This window comes from Methyloversatilis discipulorum, from assembly GCF_018780585.1.
Lineage (GTDB): Bacteria > Pseudomonadota > Gammaproteobacteria > Burkholderiales > Rhodocyclaceae > Methyloversatilis > Methyloversatilis discipulorum_B.
In genome coordinates, this window is sequence record NZ_JADMJL010000017.1 from 64850 (window position 1) to 81044 (window position 16195).

The window sequence follows — 16195 nt, forward strand, 5'->3', positions numbered from 1 at the left end:
GACTGCGCGCAGGAGACATGCAATGACCCAGCTGGCACTCGTGATCGACCTCAACGTCTGCGTAGGCTGCCAGGCCTGCGTGACGAGCTGCAAGTCGTGGAACACGTCGGGAACGGCCGGTTCGCTGGCCGACCTCAATCCCTACGATGAAGATCCGACGGGCACCTTCTTCAACCGGGTGCAGACTTTCGAGGTCGGCAGTTACCCGAACACCGAAACGGTGCACTTCCCCAAGTCGTGCCTGCACTGCGAGGACCCGCCCTGTGTTCCGGTCTGCCCCACCGGCGCCAGCTACAAGCGTGCCGAGGACGGTATCGTGCTCGTCGACTACGACAAGTGCATCGGGTGCAAGTACTGCTCCTGGGCCTGTCCATACGGTGTCCGCGAGCTCGATCCGGAGCGCAAGGAAATGACCAAGTGCACGCTGTGCGTGGACCGCATCTACAACGAAGCGCTGCCCGAACGCGACCGCAAACCCGCCTGCGTGCTGGCCTGCCCGACCAGTGCACGCATCTTCGGTGATGTGCACGACCCCGATTCGTCTGCGTCGAAGGCGATACGCGAGCGCGGCGGCTACCAGCTGATGCCCGAATGGGGCACCGAACCGTCTAACCATTATCTGCCGCGCCGCAAGACCGAAATGACCATACGGCCCGATCAGATCGTACGCACCGACAACCCGCTGAAAGTGGATGGTCTGAAGCCGATGCCGGACGCCAGCACACCGGCGCTGGACGACGCCGCAAGCTGGTAAGCCGCTCCCCTCACTCAACAGGACGACACGATGAATCCCGCCTTCTCCGTCATTCTGCTCACGACGCTCACCGGCGCCGCACAGGGCCTCTTCCTCGCACTTTTCGGGTGTGAGCTCGCGCATGCGCTGAACCTGTCCGCGCCGACGCCGGGGCACGACTTCTACGTCGTCGGCGCACTGATCAGTCTTGCGTTGTCGGGCGCCGGGCTGATCGCGTCGTTCTTCCACCTTGGCCGGCCAGAACGCGCCTGGCGCAGCGCGGCGATGTGGCGCACCTCATGGCTTTCGCGCGAAGTCATCGTACTACCGGCCTTCATGGCGACCACGGCGCTGTACGCGCTCGGCCACGCCATGGGTTGGCCCCTGTCTCTTGCGACGGGAGCGATCGGCGCGGTGCTGGCGCTGGCGCTCTTCGTCTGCACCGGCATGATCTACGCATGCCTGAAATTCCTGCAGGAGTGGGCCACCCCGCTCACCGTGATCAACTACATGGTGCTGGGCTGCGCCTCAGGGCTGACGCTGGCCAGTGCCTACGCGGCGCTCAGCGAGGCGGAACTGATGTTCGTGATGACGTCGCTGGCCATCGCGCTGACCCTGACCGGTCTGGCCACGCGAAGCGCGTCGCTGCTGCGCAACGCTCGACTGCGGCCGCGCTCGTCACTGCAGACCGCGATCGGCATCCACCATCCGCGCATTGCACAACGTTCCCAAGGTCTGATGGGTGGCTCCTTCAACACCCGCGAGTTCTTCCATCACAAGACGCTGCAGTTCCTCCGCTCGGTGAAGTGGACCTTCCTGCTGCTTGCCTTCGTGCTGCCTGTTCTGCTGCTCAGCGCAGGTGCAGCGACCGCGTCGGCACCGCTGCTGTGGCTGGCCTTCGCGGTCCAGTACATCGGTCTGCTGGCCGAGCGCTGGTATTTCTTCGCGCAGGCCAATCATCCGCAGAATCTGTACTACCAGACCATCTCCTGAAGGCAATTGGCGGGCTGCGGCCCGCCAACGGTCACATCCGGTTCCGGGTTCTCATCGAGCGCTGTCGAACGCCTGCACGCATTCCCCATATTGAAGCCGTTTCGGCGCCGCATTCCCGCTGCGCCGAGACAGCGCGCGTTGCGACCGGTCATCATTCGCCTTCCGGCAGCACATGCGCCAAACGCAGGTGCCGCAACGCACCGTCACTCCGTCCGGGCGCGCAGCACGGCCCCGTGCTCGAAGCCGATCCGGATTGTGTCCACCAAGGTCTGCCATGACTGGGTGAGCATGCGATGCGGGCGCTTCGCCCGCACGTGCTAGTAGCCGCCAACAGCCTTGATCAGCAGCCCGCCACCGACCGCCAGACAAAGGACACCGACCCAGAAGCGCAGGCGCTGCGCATTGATGGCGTGCACGATACGCGCGCCTATCATCACACCCGCCAGTTCGAACAGCACCAGCGCGCCGGCGAGGCCGAAATCGATGACACCGAAGCGCAGATTGCCGAGCGTGCCTGACGCGCCGGCCAGTATCTGTATCACCTGGCTGGTTCCGATCGTGGTCAAGGGTGCGAAGCCCGCGAGCACCATCATCGGTACCGACAGCGCCGGACCGCCGACACCGGTCAGCCCCGAGCCGAAACCTGCCACGCCCCCCAGACCGAAGAGCATGGCGCGCTGCAGGCCGGGGTGCTCATGCAGCACCGGGCGCCGAGGCCGGCCGCGTGTGGCCAGCGTGTATATGCCGGCCAGACAGACTACGAGAGCGAGCAGGATCATCAGCAGCGATGCATTGAGCAGCGCGTTCACCCAGGCACCGGCAAAGCCGCTGATCAGTGCGCCTGCGCATACCGGCATCGTGATGCGCAGATCGATGCTGCCATGGCGCATGAAAGCGATGGTGCCGACGATGCCGGTGAACACGAAGGTGAACAGGGCGGTGGCCATTGCCGACTGGATGCTGAGGCCGCCGATCAGGTTCAGCGCCGGAATGAGCAGGATGCCGCCCACGCCCACCGCGCCGATCAAAGTGCCGACCACGAGTGCGATCAGCATCAGCAACACCATGATGCTCTCCCGATGCGAGCCTTGCGCCGCTTGGCGTTCAGCCCGCGGCGAACGAAGTGAAGGTGCCCGTGATCAGGAGATTGAGTTGTTTCATGATGCGGTAGCCCATCGTGTGGTCCGCATCCATCAGCATCAGAAGGCGCGCGCCGTCTATCGCAAGTACGCGACAGTCGGTCACGCAGGAGGCGGTCGCGATACGCCCCTGCGCCTCCGGTACCAGAGCGGCCCAGCCGAACACCTGTCCGCGCTCCAGCACATCACCCGCCGAGGTGTTCCGGCCACCGACGCCAATGGCGAACCGGACCTTTCCGTCGAGCAGCACGTAGAGCGACTTCACCGGGTCGCCAATGTTGTAGATCCGGCTGTGCTGCGCCCAGTCCTCGGGGCGAGAGATGAGCGTGATGGCGTGCAGCTGCGCATCACTCAGCCCGGCAAAGAACGACGCCTGCCTGAGAACACTGAAAGGCGTATGCAGCGGACTCGTTACCCCGGTCATGCCAACCTCTCATTCAACCTGTCCGTACAGTGCTATGCACTATCCATACCATGTACGGACAGCCCTCAGGACACGTTCTCGAACGTCGAAATGCATCGCGTGTTTCCAGGAGAAACACGGATGAGGTTCAAAACGAAACATGCGGCCCTGCGCTCACGACACCTGAGGGTCAAGTTGCAGGTCTTCCGCGCGCCCCCTGTCCTTCATCAGCCCCCAGCGGCGCCGGCGCATCCACAGCGCCTTGCGTCCGATGCCGAGCAAGGCGGCGAGATCGCGGTCGCAGTAGCTGTCCTGGTAACGAAGAATGCTGTGGCGGATGTAATCCTCGATCGACATGAGCCCCAGCGCCTCACTCGCCTCATCCGCCCCGGACGACGTGCTCGGCCGCGCCGGCGTGGCCTGTGGCAGCGTGTCGAACTGTTCGTCCAGTGACAAGGTGTCGCCTTCGGCCATGATGATGGCCCGCTCCATCACGTTTTCCAGTTCGCGGATGTTGCCTGGCCAGGGGTACTCGCGAAGAAAGGCGACGAACTCGTCGGACATGCCGCGGATCCGCATGCCCAGCCGCTTGCAGTGGCGCTCGAGGAAATGGCGTGCAAGAAGCTCGATATCCTCGCCCCGCTCCCGCAAGGGCGGCACCTGGATCGTGATCACGTTCAGACGGTAAAAGAGGTCGGCCCGGAAGGTGTTGCTCTCTGTTTCCGCGCGCAGATCGCGGTTGGTCGCAGCGACGAAGCGGGTGTCGGTGTGATAGGTCTGCGTGGCGCCGACCGGTCTGACCTGGCGCTCCTGTATGACGCGCAGCAGCTTTACCTGCACGTTCAACGGCAGTTCGGATATTTCGTCCAGGAACAGCGTGCCGCCGCTCGCCTCGCGTATCAGACCCTCGCTCGTGCTGACCGCACCGGTGAAGGCCCCCTTCACGTGCCCAAACAGTTCAGACTCGATCAGATCGGACGGAATCGCGCCACAGTTGATCGCGACGAAGGGCCGCTCCGCCCGCTCGCCACCGAAGTGTATGGCCTGGGCGACCAGTTCCTTGCCGGTGCCGCTCTCACCCTGGATCAGCACGTTGGTGTCGGTCGATGCAACACGGGAAATCATCGCCAGCATGCGCTTGACGCCATCGCTTTCGCCGATGATGGTGCGCTCGCCATAGGCACGACGCAGACTGCGCCTGAGCGATCGGTTTTCGCGGCGCGTTCGCTGTTCGGCGAGCACACGCTCGACCGCGAACAGGAATTCGTCGTTGTCGAAAGGCTTGATCAGATAGTCGACCGCACCCTTTCGCAGCGCGTCGATCGCGTTTTCCAGCGACGAATAGCTGGTCATCAGGATGACCGGCAGGTCCGGTCTTTCAGCCTTGCTGGCGGCCAAGATATCGAGTCCCGATGTGTCGGGCAGGCGCAGGTCGGTGATCAGCAGATCGACCTGTTCGGCCGCCAGATGGGCCAGTCCGGAGGCGCCGTCATTGAACACCGCGCAGGCGTAGCCACGGCTGCTGAGCAGCATTTCCACGCAGACAGCGATGCCGGGATCGTCCTCGATGACCAGTATCCGTTCCGGGCGCATCAGATCATGCTTGTTCGCTTTGGCGCTCATGCTGTGTCCTCGCTGAATGAGCAGGCAGGTCGATCTCGAACGTCGCACCGCCATTGGGATTGTTGTAGGCGCGCAGTTCGCCGCCGTGCTCGCGCACGAATTCGTAGGCGATGGCCAGTCCGAGACCGGTGCCCTGTCCGGAGGACCGCGTTGTGAAGAAGGGCTCGAAAATGCGCGGCAACACCTCTTCCGGGATTCCGGGACCGGTGTCCGAAATGCGGACCAGCACGCGCCGGTCTGCTGTCATCGCGGTGGTGACGAAAATCCGCCCCGCGTCACCGACGGCATGGGCTGCATTGATCAGGATGTTGTAGATCACTTCCTGCAACTGACCTGCGTTGCCGAGCACCAGCGCGCCAAGCTCCGGAAAGTGTTCCACCGACACGGTTTCCTTGCACAGTCCCTGGCGCAGCAGCACGATGGCTTCGATGATGGAGGCATCGATCTCGAACGGCACCCGCGGCTCGTCCCCCACGCGCGAGAAATCGACCATGCGCCGCGAGATGTCCATCACGCGGCGCACATTGTCCGAGACGATCCGCAACCCTTTCTGCAGCGCCTCGGCACTCACATCGGCGCGCGCCAGCAGCATCTGCATCATTGACTGCACGGCCGTCAGCGGGTTGCTAATCTCGTGGCACACGCCCGCCACCATGAAACCCAGTGACGCCAGCCGGTCACGTTGCAGTTCCGCCTGCGAGGTCGTCATCTGTTCGCTGCGATCCTCGATGAACAGCAGCATTCCATCGCGCACTGCGCTCATCCATACACGCTCGTGTAGCCAGCGTCCGTCGATCGCGCGGGCTACGTCACGAAAGCGTTCGCAAGGGCCGGGCCCGGCCTCGCACACCGCATCCCAGTACGCAGGGAGCAGGTCGCGAAGGTGCTGATCGCCCGAAATGACGGTGATTTCCAGACCCGGAAGCGGGCGGCTCAGCGCCACAACACATCCTTCCGGGTCAAGCATGATCGTCGGCCACGGGAAAGCATGCAGCAACTCCGCGTGACACAGATCCATCCGGGCGTTATCCATCGGCATCTTCATCATTGGAACCGTTTGCGCGTGGCATCGACGGCAGCAGTCGATCCCCGACTCAGGCCGGGGGTCGTATGTGCCGTGCGGTCGGCCCGCCCTGGTGGCGGGAATGAGGGCTCAGTGCCTGCGTGGACAGGACGTCATGAGCGCGGGCGGGCCCGCCGGATCGTCGGATCGTGATGCGACTGAGTCGAAGGCGACTGCGAGGACGTCAGCTCTTTGAATCATCGTTTCCTCCTTGTCCAGACATTCGTACCAGACCACGGAAAATGGCCCGGATCGAATGAATCGGCTTGTCGTCCCGATTGCCGTGAGATGCGAGAACACCTCGCGGTGCGGTCGGGCTGCGCAGTCTGCGCAAAGGCCTGAAACACGTAAAAGCAAGATCTGAACCGATCTGTCAGACTCGTATTACGCGTCCCTGATGACTCGGGTTATAACCCAGACCGATCGTTCGGTACAGAGTGAGCGCGAATCCTGTCTCGGGTCACCTTCCCGTCACGCGACTGTGGCAACCACGGTCAGCCACCCGCGCGAATGCCTGCCACGCAGGCTTGCCTGCAACTGTCGTCGATTGTTCCCTGCGCTGCCGGAAACGGGCACCGATCAGCACGGCATCCACCCTCTACTGCCCCGGACTGACGGCCGTCCTGGAACGAGCGCCATCCGAGCCCGGTTCACGGTCCCCCGCCGCTGCGCCGCCGCCCACCGCCCGCTAGGCACGCCGCTTGATACGGAGCCCCGGACAACTCTGATCCAGGGGCGCACATGTTCGACCTTGACGTCGATGTCTGGGAACTCGTGTTTCGCACGGTGGCGATCTACATCGGCCTGCTCGCGCTGATCCGCCTGTCGGGCAAGCACACGATCGGCCAGTTCACGCCCTTCGATCTGCTGGTCGTCATGCTGCTCAGCGAGGGCGCCAGCAACGCGCTCAATGGCGGCGACGATTCACTGATCGGCGGGCTGCTGATCTGTGCGCTGCTGTGTGTGCTCAACCTCGTCGTTGCGACGCTGTCCGCGCGCAGCACGCGGGTCGAAGCGCTTCTCATGGGCGAAGCGATCCTGATCGGTCGCAACGGCAAGATCTACTACTCGGTGCTCGAACGCCATCACGTTTCGCGCAATGACATGCATCAGGCACTGCGCGAGGCCGACTGCGACGTGGACGAGATGCGCTTCGCCTTCCTCGAGGCTGACGGCAGCATCAGCGTGCAGAAGCGCCGCCCGCAGGAGGCGCTCAAAACGGAACCGCCGCTGTGAACGTCCTGCTGATCGGCAGCAGCGGGTTCATCGGCGCCTCCGTCATGGCGCGGCTGATCGCGCGCGGGCACCGGCTCCGCTGCACCACACGTGAAGACGGCCACGCCGGCGCCGAGGGTGTCGAGTTCGTGCAGCTCGATCTGAAGGAGGCGCTGACGCACGAGGCGTGGCAACGGCATCTCGACGGCATCGACGTCGTGATCAACTGCGCCGGCCTCTTCGAGGAGCGCGACGGACAGACGTTTTCCATCGTGCACGAACGCGCGCCCAAGGCCCTGTTCGAGGCCAGCGCACGGGCACGCGTGCGACGCGTGGTCCAGCTTTCAGCGCTGGGGGCGGACGATCAGGCAGTCAGCGCCTTCCATCTGAGCAAACGCGCAGCCGACGCGCATCTCGCCGCGCTGCCCGTCGCCTCGCACATCCTTTATCCATCGCTCGTCTACGGGCAGGCGGGCGACAGCGCGGCGTTGTTCCGTCGACTGGCGGCGCTGCCTTTCCTCATGCTGCCGGGCGGCGGACGCCAGCAGGTCCAGCCCGTCCATCTGGACGACGTCGCCGACGCGGTGGTGCTCGCCGCGGAAGCGGACACCGGCGGTTGCCGGCGGGTGGCCCTGGTCGGGCCGCATGCAGTCACCTTCGCCGGGCTGCTTGCCCAACTGCGTCACGACCTGGGCTTTCGCCGCCCCGCCATGGTGGCTGCCCTGCCGATGTGGCTGGAGCGGCCAGTCGTCGCACTGGGCGCACGCTTGACCGGCTTTCCGGTCGGCGCCGATGCGCTTTCGATGCTCGAACGCGGAAACACCGCCGACCCGGCACCCTTCATCGCGCTGCTCGGGCGCTCTCCCCGCCCTGTCGAACACTTCGTCAGACCAGCCGAGCGAACGGCCGATCGCACGCTTGCGCTGCTCCACTGGCTGCTGCTCCTGTTGCGACTGTCGATTGCAGCACTCTGGATATGGACGGGCGTCGTATCGCTGGGTCTGTATCCGATCACGGCCAGTCTCGCGCTGCTCGCGCGCGTCGGGGCAGAAGGACTGTTTGCGTACATGCTGCTGTATGGCGCGGCGGCGTCCGACCTCGCACTCGGCGTGCTTACGCTGGCGCTCCCGCTGGCGATGCGCCGTTCGCTTTGGGCGACGCAGATTGCGCTGATCGTTTTCTACAGCGTAGTCATCACCGTCGCGCTGCCGGAGTTCTGGCTGCACCCTTTCGGTCCGCTGTCGAAGAATGTCCCGCTGCTCGCAAGTCTGCTGCTGCTCCTTTTCATCGACACGCCAGCGCCGCGCCGGCCCGCGTCATGGACTACTCCACACTGAAATTCCTGCATGTGCTGTCGGCCATCTTCCTGTTCGGAACCGGCGTCGGCTCGGCCTTCTATCTGTTCTTCACGACGCTGAACCGTGACGTGGCGCCGGTCGTTGTCGTCAGCCGGCTGGTCGTGGTGGCCGATTTCGTGTTCACTGCGACCACGGCCATCGTGCAGCCGGTCACCGGCCTACTGCTGGCGCGCCGCGCCGGCATTCCGCTCGACACCGGCTGGCTCGCCGGGTCCATCGCGCTGTATGCGCTGGCGATCGCCTGCTGGCTGCCGGTGGTCCGGCTGCAGATCCGGATGCGCGACCTCGCCGCCACCGCGTCGTCCATGGCGTTGCCGTCCGGGTACTGGAAGTGCTTCCGCTGCTGGGTGGCGCTCGGCGTACCCGCGCTGCTCGCCTTCATCGCCATCACCTATCTGATGGTGGCCAAGCCCTTTTGAACGCCCGGTCCCGCGGGCGCAGCCAGGACATTCGCCATGACGAAGATGCAACGCGTTGCACTGGAAGGTCTGATCGGCGGCGCGCTCTCCAGCGTGCTGTCGGCTTTGCTGCTGTGTGCAGCGAGCCGCCGACAGACCGGCAGCCCCTACGCCGCCATCAACGCGATCAGCCACTGGCTGTGGAAGGACCGCGCCTTCCGCAGGAACGCGCCCTCGCTGCGCTACACCGGCACCGGCTACCTGATCCATCACCTGGCGTCGACGTTCTGGGCCACCGGCCACGCCGCCGTCCGTCCCCCCGACGGCGCGGCCGATGCGCGGGCTGCGATGGCAGGCGGTTTGACCACCAGCGCGCTCGCCTGCTTCGTCGATTACAGGCTGACGCCGTACCGGCTGCAACCCGGCTTCGAGCAGCGGCTCTCGCGGCCCGCGCTGGCCGGTGTGTACCTGGCTTTCGGCGTCGGCATCGCCGTGGGCGCCTGGCTGCTGTCGCCGCCGCCCCGGCCGATCCGTGGACCGCGCCCTACCTCCAGCCGAGAACCGAAAGGATGAAGTCGCAAGCTCCGGCCCGACAGGGGCGGCACGACGTGCACCAGGAAACGATGGCCGACCCGGTGCTGACGGCGCCGACGGACATGAGCAGCCGAGTCACGGGCACCGCGATCTGCGGCGCCGGCTTCGTCCATACGACGACGCGCCGTTGATGGAACAGAGCGACATGCTGCCCATGAACTCGTGGGCGCAGTGGTCGAAATCGAGGCCGCCAGCGTGTCTCTCTTGATTGCCCGCGGTCCCTGCGACTACGGCGTGATCGATCCCTCGTTCGTCATCACGGCCGCGCTTGCGTGTTCCGGCAGCCCACACGGCCTGCGAAACCTTCCGCGCCGCGAACGGCAGCTGCATCAAGCGGGTGATGCGTCCCCGACCGGGCGGGTGTCGATTGCGGCGCCCGCCCGGCACCGTGCGGCGTCAGCGCCGACTGTCATTCTTGTACCGCGGATCGGCCGGCGCGGCCGGCGCCACCGGCTGCGGTCGGTTGGTCACGCCACCATCCTGCTGTCCGCTGGCGTCTCTGCACCGCTGCGACGTATCGCCGGGCGCGCACTCGCCGCTGCCCGTATTCATGTCATCGGGCGACTGGTAAGCGGGATCGCCGGGCGCAGCCGGCGAAACCGGCGTCGGACGCCGGTTGATTTCGTTGCCGGTCGTGCCCTGATCGGACTGCACACCCGAACGGGAACTGCCCGGCTGCTGCTCGACCGGTGCACCGCGGACTTCGGCGGCGAAGGCCACCGGGCTTCCCGCCGCAATGGCGAGCGCAACAAATAGCGTTCTGCTGTTCATGTCTACCTCCTGGTCTGTTGGAAAAATCGTGCGGTACCCGTCAAACGGGAACAGTCCCTTCCACGCAAGCGCTGTGCCCTGGAAACACCGCTTGCCGACGCGGGCGCAGCACGCCTCGCGTGCAGGAATTTCATCCGGACGGTAAGCGCTACACGCGTCACGGCCGGCTGCCCTGACGGTCTCACCGCTTGGCCCGCGCGCGGCCCCGCCTGGCGACGGGCACACGATTTGCCACTGTCGACGAATGACGAGGGCACGGAATCGCCGGCCATCGGTCACCGTCCCGGAGAGCCCGCCCATGAGAACACCCGACGCCGCACTGGCCGGCAGCTGCACCCTTGGCGACATCGAAGTCCGCCGCCTCGGCTTCGGCGCAATGCGCATCGTTGGCGACGGCGTATGGGGTCCGCCGCGCGACCGCGAGGAAGCGTTGCGCACACTGCGCCGCCTGCCCGAGCTGGGCGTGAACTTCATCGACACCGCTGACAGCTACGGTCCCGAGTTCAGCGAAACGCTGATCTGCGAAGCGCTGCATCCATACGACGGCCTGCTGGTCGCGACCAAGGGCGGTCTGGTGCGGCACGGGCCCGACAGGTGGGCACCGCTGGGACGGCCGGAGTACCTGCGCCACGCGGTGCTGATGAGTCTGCGGCGGCTGCGCGTCGACCGGATCGACCTGTGGCAGCTGCACCGCATCGATCCGAAGGTGCCGCGCGACGAACAGTTCGACGCGATCGCGCAGATGCAGCGGGAGGGGCTGATCCGCCATGTCGGACTGAGCGAAGTCGGCGTCGAGGACATCGGCGCCGCCCGGCAGCACTTCGAGGTGGTGAGCGTACAGAACCTCTACAACCTGGTGTCGCGGCAACACGAGGAGGTGGTCGATTTCTGCGCCGCACAGGGCATTGCCTTCATTCCGTGGTTCCCGCTCGCGGCCGGCGAACTGGCGGCACCGGGGGCCTTCCTCGACGAACTGGCACGCCGACTCGGCGCGACGCCGGCCCAGGTTGCGCTCGCCTGGGTGCTGAAGAGCAGTCCCTGCATGCTGCCGATACCGGGCACCGGACGACAGAAGCACCTGGAGGAAAACGTCGCCGCTGCCGCCCTGCGCCTGACCGACGCCGACTTCTCGGAACTGGGCCGGCTCGGCCGGTATGTCTGGGAAACATCGGCCGCGGCCGCCTGAACCTCACCGGCCGCGGCCATCGCACAGGGGGAGGTCACCTCAGCGGACGGATGCCATCCGGTACGCAGGATCCGTTGTGCGATCCGGGTAAAGCACTGGAGCGCGCCTGCGAGGGCACGCTCGACCAACACTGCAACGAAGGACGGCGGCAGCGCATGCGCTGCCGTCGCTGAGCGCGATCGCGCGGTCAGCGGTCGCGGCCCACCGCGGCCCGCAGCGCCTGCGCCTCCTCCAGATGGCGCTGCAGCAGCGGCAGCTGACGCGTGGCGAATTCCTTGACGTCGGGATCGCGCGCCCGATTGACCGCCGTGCGGAATGTCGCCAGCGTCTTCTCGTGCGCGCGCACGCCCAGGCGTGACGCATAGGTCTTGTCGAATACGTGTCCGCTCAGCGCCTTGAGGGCCGTCAGCTCCGTGCGCTGCGCGACCGAAGGCGTGTCCGGCAGGTCGACGCCCTTCAGCTTGGCCAGTGCCGCCAGGTCGTCAGCCGCCTTGCCATGTTCCTCGATCATGCGGCGGGCGAAGCGCTTCACGTCGGCGTGGCTGGATACACGCTCCGCCAGTTCGGCCGCCTCGATTTCGGCCTGGCTGCTGCGCGCGGCGTCGATCAGGAAGCCGCGGTCGATCCGCGACAGCGCCTGGTCGGAGCCGGCGTTGCCGGGTCGCGCGACGGCGGGCGCATCGGTAATGGTTCCAACGGGGTCGCGCACATCCTTCGCGACCAGCACGGTCGCGAGCGCCAGCAATACGCCGGCGATGATGGTTTTCGCTCCCAAGGGCGTCTCCCGGTCAGCACAGTCGTGGAAAAGGAGAGGGGCTCGCAGCAGATGAACCCGCTCCGTCCCGTCCGGACACCGGCACATCGCTGTGTCTGCAGAAGCGTGCGCCCCCCCCGCGCCGCCAGCCGACGGCACCTGCAGCATCCTGCAGCATCCTGCAAGCAGCATTCCCGGCTCCGGCCAGCGACCGGGCGTCAAGGCGCCCTATCCGCCACCTCGTCCCCGTTGCGGCGCTCCCACGCTTGAAGACTGTTGAGCACGTACCAGGTCGCTGCCGTCGCGAGAATGGCGATGGCGAAGCGCCCGAGCCCTGCCGCGACACCGATCGCGCAGGTCATCCAGATGCCTGCCGCGGTGGTCAGACCACGCACGTCGGGAACCTCGCGCAGCTTGAGGATGGCGCCGGCGCCCAGAAAGCCGACGCCGGTCAGCAGGCCCTGGATGACGCGCGAAAGCGCGTCATCCTCCATGCCGGACTCGAACGCCGCAGCCACCGCCACCGCCGCACCACCGGCGACGATGATGTGGGTGCGCAGACCGGCCGCCTTACCGACCTGCTCGCGCTGATAGCCTATACATGCCCCGCAGCACAGGGCGACCAGTACGCGCAGCAGCGCGCGCACCGCCTGCTGCGGGTCCCCTAGTCCGTCGACCAGTTGCGCGAGGGCGAAATCGGCCAGACCGTCCATGTCAGCGGGTCCGTTCGGCCGACGCGCGCAGCGTCGTCGCTTTGTCCGCCTGCCGCGCCTGGCGCGCCAGTGCGCGCAGCGCAAGAGCCACCGCGCCGGCGAACAGTTCGTCGAACTCGGGGAAGGCACCGCTCACGCCGACCACGATGCCGTCCAGGCAGACGCCACCGCTGAGCGCCGTGTCGCCGTCGCGCAGCAGGTGCGGCAGCAGCGCCTGCACCGTCCGCCCGTCCCGTCCGGTGAGCCAGCTCAACCTTGCCTTCGCCCGCGCGAAGGCGGCGTAATCGGCGTCCCACTGCGTGCGGTCGCCGAAGCCCTGCTCGTACAGCACGGCCTCCTCGAAGCTCGCAGCGCCGGCTTCGCACGCCGGGTCCATGACCACCACGTACAGAAATCCGCTGCCGACGACGTCCTGCCGGCCGAGCGCACCTTCCATCATCGGTGCGACCAGCGCCACCGCCTCGCGTGCCGCGGCGCGCCCCACGTAGACGCCACCACCGCGGGCCGCTTCATCGTGCGGATGCGTCATCGATATCTCCTTTCACGAAAGTGCCGCCGGCGCCTTCGGCATGTGCGGCAAGGTCACCGAGCCAGGCCCGGTCGGACGCGGTCGCTGTATAGGCAAGCAGGCTGGCCACCGCGCCGACCAGCTGTTCGGTCGACGCGGGCTTCCTCAGCTGCATCTGGAAGCCGGCCAGCAGCGCGCGCATCCGGGAGTCGGCGGTGTCGTAGCCGCTGAGCGCGATCGCCGGCAGCCGCTGTTCGAGCGTGAAGCCCTGTTCCGCCTCGAAGCGCCGCAGCTGCCTCAGTACCTCGTGCCCGTCCTCCTCGCCCAGCGCGATGTCGCAGATCAGCAGATCGGGCCAGCGGTCGCGCGGGAGCCGCGACAGCTCCTCCAGCGCGGCCGCACCCGACGCATGCCCGAGCGTCAGCACGCCCTGCGCCCGCAGCGCCGATTCGATCTGCTGCCGGCCGTCGCTGCTGTCATCGATCACCAGTACGCGCGCGCCGCTGATCGCCGGCAGAGGCGCCGGCAGCCTGGACGCCGATGGCGCATCAAGGATGCGCGGAACGTCGGCCGCACCGCGCAGCGGCAGTTCGATGTACTCGTCGATCAGCCCCGGGCCGGCGTCCGCGGTGTCGTAACGGCCACCATGCTGTTCGAGAATGGCGGCCAGACGATGTGCATCGAGCAGGCCGGCAGGCGCGCCGGTGTTCGGAAGCGGCAGGCCTGCGTGGATGAAGCTCACGCGTGCGCGCTCGCCGATCCGCTCGATGCGCCACTCGATCCGGCCGCCGCGCGGGCTGCTCGCCACCGCGTGCGCGGCAAGCGACCACATCGCCTGCTGCAACCGGCCGGGATTGCCGGTAACCCGCAGCGCGTCCGCGGTGATGGTGCTGAAGAAACCGGCCTGGCTGGCATCGATCTCCGCGCGCAGGCCGTCCACCACGCCCGCCAGCAGCGCGGTGAGATTGATCGACTGCAGGGCAAGATCACGCTCCGTGCTCTCGACCTGCTGCTGCTGCCGCTGCAGCGACCACAGCTGTGCGTAAAGTCCCTGCAGCGACAGCAGATGATCATGGGTGCCGCGCTCGACGATGCGTCCATGTTCGAGCACCAGGATCTCGTCGGCGTCGACGACGGTGGATAGCCGGTGCGCGATGATGAGCGTCGTGCGCGTACGCGCCAGCCGGTCCAGCTCTTCCTGGATCGAGCGTTCGGCGCGGGTGTCGAGTGCCGAGGTCGCTTCGTCGAACACCATGATGGGCGGATTCTTCAGCATTGCGCGTGCGATCGCGATGCGCTGCCGCTCGCCGCCCGACAGCTTGACGCCGCGCTCGCCGACCAGGGTGTCGTAGCCCTCGGGCAGGCCGGCGATGAAGTCGTGCACGTGTGCCGCGCGAGCCGCCTCCACGATGTCGTCGAAGGTGGCGCCCGGGCGACCGTAGCCGATGTTGTAGGCGATGCTGTCGTTGAACAGCAGCGTGTCCTGCGGCACGATGCCGAGCGCCGCCCGCAGCGACGCCAGCGGCATCGCACGGATGTCGATGTCGTCGATGGTGATGCGCCCGGCATCGACGTCGTAGAAGCGGAACAGCAGCCGTGCCAGCGTGGACTTGCCGGAACCGCTGCCGCCGACGACGGCGACGGTGCCGCCGGCCGGTATCGTGAAGGACACATCCCACAGCACCTGCCGGCTCGCTTCGTAGCCGAAACTCACGTGCTCGAACTTCACCGCGCCACCGCTCAATGTCACGTCGGGTGCCACCGGCGAATCCTCGATCTCCGGCTTCTGATCGAGCAGTCGCAGCATGCGCTCGGCGTTGACCACGGCGTCGCGCGCCTGGCGGAACACGAAACCGAGCGAGTTGAGCGGCAGGCAGATCTGGATGATGTAGGCGTTCACCAGGATGAGGTCGCCGACCGACATCGTTCCCGCGAACACATGGCGCGCCGCGATCAGCATGACACTCGCCACACCGACCGCGATCAGCGCGCTCTGGCCGATGTGCAGCAGCGACAGCGCCTTCTGGTTCTGCACGCCGACCTCGACCCACTGGTCGAGGATGCCGCCGAAACGACGCACCTCGAAGCCCTCGTTGGCGTAGTGCTTGACCGTTTCCTGATTGACGAGGCTGTCGACCAGCGTGCCGTTGGCGCTCGAATCGAGTTCGTTCAGGGCACGCTGGAAGATGGCGCGCCGTTCAGTGAACACGACGGTGAACGACGCGTAGGCGATGAAGGTCGACAGGATGATGAGGGTGAAGACCTGGCTGTAGTGGGCGCTCATGATCGCCATCACGGCGACGATCTCGACCAGGGTGGGCACGATGGTGAACAGGCCGATACCGAGCAGAAAGCCGACGCCGGCCGAGCCGCGCTCGACGTCGCGCGCCAGCCCGCCCATACGGCTGCGCGCGTGGAAGCGGGTGCCCAGACGGTGCAGGTGCGCGAACACGCGCAGCAGGAAGCCTGATGCGGTGAGCTGCGTGACACGCGCGAACAGCACGTCGCGCAGCTCGCTGAAGAAGGAACCGAGAAAGCGCAGGATGGCGTAGCCGACCACCAGCGCGACCGACAGCGCGGCGGGTGCCGGGACCTGGCTGAGCTGGTCAACGATGCCCTTCAGCGACAGCGGTACCAGCACGGCTGCCGCCTTGGCCAGCAGTACCAGTAAGAATGCGCCCAGCGTGCGCCGTCGATGCCGCCATACGGCCGCACCGAGCAGGCGGAGCACGAACAGCGTCGGG

The 16195-nt window shown here is 66.5% G+C and carries 17 protein-coding genes; 8 read left to right on the forward strand and 9 right to left on the reverse strand.

Annotated elements, in window-relative coordinates; translation table 11 throughout:
- Nucleotides 1-22 precede the first annotated feature (22 nt).
- Together IV112_RS08750 and IV112_RS08755 are read left to right on the forward strand one after the other, a co-directional pair.
- Nucleotides 23-754 carry a 4Fe-4S dicluster domain-containing protein gene (locus IV112_RS08750; protein ID WP_304002975.1) on the forward strand — a complete coding sequence of 244 codons (732 nt, stop codon included), beginning with the start codon at nucleotides 23-25 and terminating at the stop codon, nucleotides 752-754.
- Between the two features lie 30 nt (nucleotides 755-784).
- Complete coding sequence (locus tag IV112_RS08755; RefSeq protein ID WP_304002976.1) at nucleotides 785-1726, forward strand: dimethyl sulfoxide reductase anchor subunit family protein; 942 nt, start codon at nucleotides 785-787, stop codon at nucleotides 1724-1726.
- Between the two features lie 317 nt (nucleotides 1727-2043).
- On the opposite strand, the gene IV112_RS08760 is transcribed toward IV112_RS08755, so the two are convergent.
- From IV112_RS08760 to IV112_RS08775, 4 genes are all read right to left on the reverse strand, one after another.
- Complete coding sequence (locus IV112_RS08760; protein WP_304002978.1) at nucleotides 2044-2793, reverse strand: sulfite exporter TauE/SafE family protein; 750 nt, start codon at nucleotides 2791-2793, stop codon at nucleotides 2044-2046.
- Nucleotides 2794-2830: 37 nt separating this feature from the next.
- On the reverse strand, nucleotides 2831-3289 hold the full coding sequence (locus IV112_RS08765) for a Crp/Fnr family transcriptional regulator (RefSeq protein ID WP_304002980.1): 459 nt from the start codon (nucleotides 3287-3289) through the stop codon (nucleotides 2831-2833).
- 153 nt (nucleotides 3290-3442) lie between these two features.
- Nucleotides 3443-4891, reverse strand: coding sequence for a sigma-54-dependent transcriptional regulator (locus IV112_RS08770; RefSeq protein ID WP_304002982.1), 1449 nt, complete (start codon nucleotides 4889-4891; stop codon nucleotides 3443-3445).
- Complete coding sequence (locus IV112_RS08775; RefSeq protein ID WP_304002983.1) at nucleotides 4866-5939, reverse strand: sensor histidine kinase; 1074 nt, start codon at nucleotides 5937-5939, stop codon at nucleotides 4866-4868. Before IV112_RS08775 ends, IV112_RS08770 begins: the two co-directional genes overlap by 26 nt.
- 756 nt (nucleotides 5940-6695) lie before the next feature.
- Here IV112_RS08775 and IV112_RS08780 point away from each other — a divergent pair.
- Genes IV112_RS08780 through IV112_RS08800 form a run of 5 tightly spaced genes read left to right on the forward strand, consistent with a single transcriptional unit; the run spans nucleotide 6696 to nucleotide 9650 of the window.
- Entirely contained in the window at nucleotides 6696-7190 is a 495-nt protein-coding gene (locus tag IV112_RS08780; protein ID WP_304002986.1) for a DUF421 domain-containing protein, read from the forward strand.
- Nucleotides 7187-8506 carry an SDR family oxidoreductase gene (locus IV112_RS08785; protein WP_304002988.1) on the forward strand — a complete coding sequence of 440 codons (1320 nt, stop codon included), beginning with the start codon at nucleotides 7187-7189 and terminating at the stop codon, nucleotides 8504-8506. Before IV112_RS08780 ends, IV112_RS08785 begins: the two co-directional genes overlap by 4 nt.
- The gene (locus IV112_RS08790) at nucleotides 8488-8946 is read left to right on the forward strand and encodes a DUF2269 family protein (protein ID WP_304002989.1); all 459 of its coding nucleotides are present in this window, start codon (nucleotides 8488-8490) and stop codon (nucleotides 8944-8946) included. The genes IV112_RS08785 and IV112_RS08790 overlap by 19 nt, the downstream gene beginning before the upstream one ends.
- A 36-nt stretch (nucleotides 8947-8982) precedes the next feature.
- Nucleotides 8983-9498: a hypothetical protein gene (locus IV112_RS08795; RefSeq protein ID WP_304002991.1), complete on the forward strand. Its 516-nt coding sequence runs from the start codon at nucleotides 8983-8985 to the stop codon at nucleotides 9496-9498.
- Nucleotides 9495-9650 (forward strand): hypothetical protein, encoded by a 156-nt coding sequence (locus IV112_RS08800; RefSeq protein ID WP_304002993.1) that lies wholly within the window; start codon nucleotides 9495-9497, stop codon nucleotides 9648-9650. Before IV112_RS08795 ends, IV112_RS08800 begins: the two co-directional genes overlap by 4 nt.
- Before the next feature lie 265 nt (nucleotides 9651-9915).
- Here IV112_RS08800 and IV112_RS08805 read toward each other — a convergent pair whose 3' ends face one another.
- The gene (locus IV112_RS08805; RefSeq protein ID WP_304002995.1) at nucleotides 9916-10290 is read right to left on the reverse strand and encodes a hypothetical protein; all 375 of its coding nucleotides are present in this window, start codon (nucleotides 10288-10290) and stop codon (nucleotides 9916-9918) included.
- Between the two features lie 298 nt (nucleotides 10291-10588).
- Between IV112_RS08805 and IV112_RS08810 the strand changes: the two genes are divergently transcribed.
- Nucleotides 10589-11476, forward strand: a complete 888-nt coding sequence (locus IV112_RS08810; protein WP_304002997.1) for an aldo/keto reductase — start codon at nucleotides 10589-10591, stop codon at nucleotides 11474-11476.
- A 187-nt stretch (nucleotides 11477-11663) separates the two neighbouring features.
- Here the strand turns inward: IV112_RS08810 and IV112_RS08815 are convergent, their stop codons facing one another.
- From IV112_RS08815 to IV112_RS08830, 4 genes are all read right to left on the reverse strand, one after another.
- Nucleotides 11664-12422, reverse strand: coding sequence for a DUF4142 domain-containing protein (locus tag IV112_RS08815; protein WP_304002999.1), 759 nt, complete (start codon nucleotides 12420-12422; stop codon nucleotides 11664-11666).
- Nucleotides 12423-12448: 26 nt separating this feature from the next.
- Nucleotides 12449-12943 (reverse strand): MgtC/SapB family protein, encoded by a 495-nt coding sequence (locus IV112_RS08820; protein WP_304003000.1) that lies wholly within the window; start codon nucleotides 12941-12943, stop codon nucleotides 12449-12451.
- A gap of 1 nt (nucleotide 12944) precedes the next feature.
- Entirely contained in the window at nucleotides 12945-13472 is a 528-nt protein-coding gene (locus IV112_RS08825; protein WP_304003002.1) for a hypothetical protein, read from the reverse strand.
- On the reverse strand, nucleotides 13453-16195 hold a 2743-nt coding region (locus IV112_RS08830; protein ID WP_304003003.1), incomplete at its 5' end, for an ATP-binding cassette domain-containing protein. The genes IV112_RS08830 and IV112_RS08825, both read right to left, overlap by 20 nt.

Excerpts from the sequence above, each read along its gene's own strand:
- IV112_RS08750 (WP_304002975.1), top strand. The coding sequence starts at position 23 with ATGACCCAGCTGGCACTCGTGATCGACCTCAACGTCTGCGTAGGCTGC.
- IV112_RS08755 (WP_304002976.1), top strand. The coding sequence starts at position 785 with ATGAATCCCGCCTTCTCCGTCATTCTGCTCACGACGCTCACCGGCGCC.
- IV112_RS08760 (WP_304002978.1), bottom strand. The coding sequence starts at position 2,793 with ATGGTGTTGCTGATGCTGATCGCACTCGTGGTCGGCACTTTGATCGGC.
- IV112_RS08765 (WP_304002980.1), bottom strand. The coding sequence starts at position 3,289 with ATGACCGGGGTAACGAGTCCGCTGCATACGCCTTTCAGTGTTCTCAGG.
- IV112_RS08770 (WP_304002982.1), bottom strand. The coding sequence starts at position 4,891 with ATGAGCGCCAAAGCGAACAAGCATGATCTGATGCGCCCGGAACGGATA.
- IV112_RS08775 (WP_304002983.1), bottom strand. The coding sequence starts at position 5,939 with ATGATGAAGATGCCGATGGATAACGCCCGGATGGATCTGTGTCACGCG.
- IV112_RS08780 (WP_304002986.1), top strand. The coding sequence starts at position 6,696 with ATGTTCGACCTTGACGTCGATGTCTGGGAACTCGTGTTTCGCACGGTG.
- IV112_RS08790 (WP_304002989.1), top strand. The coding sequence starts at position 8,488 with ATGGACTACTCCACACTGAAATTCCTGCATGTGCTGTCGGCCATCTTC.
- IV112_RS08795 (WP_304002991.1), top strand. The coding sequence starts at position 8,983 with ATGACGAAGATGCAACGCGTTGCACTGGAAGGTCTGATCGGCGGCGCG.
- IV112_RS08800 (WP_304002993.1), top strand. The coding sequence starts at position 9,495 with ATGAAGTCGCAAGCTCCGGCCCGACAGGGGCGGCACGACGTGCACCAG.
- IV112_RS08805 (WP_304002995.1), bottom strand. The coding sequence starts at position 10,290 with ATGAACAGCAGAACGCTATTTGTTGCGCTCGCCATTGCGGCGGGAAGC.
- IV112_RS08810 (WP_304002997.1), top strand. The coding sequence starts at position 10,589 with ATGAGAACACCCGACGCCGCACTGGCCGGCAGCTGCACCCTTGGCGAC.
- IV112_RS08815 (WP_304002999.1), bottom strand. The coding sequence starts at position 12,422 with ATGCTGCTTGCAGGATGCTGCAGGATGCTGCAGGTGCCGTCGGCTGGC.
- IV112_RS08820 (WP_304003000.1), bottom strand. The coding sequence starts at position 12,943 with ATGGACGGTCTGGCCGATTTCGCCCTCGCGCAACTGGTCGACGGACTA.
- IV112_RS08825 (WP_304003002.1), bottom strand. The coding sequence starts at position 13,472 with ATGACGCATCCGCACGATGAAGCGGCCCGCGGTGGTGGCGTCTACGTG.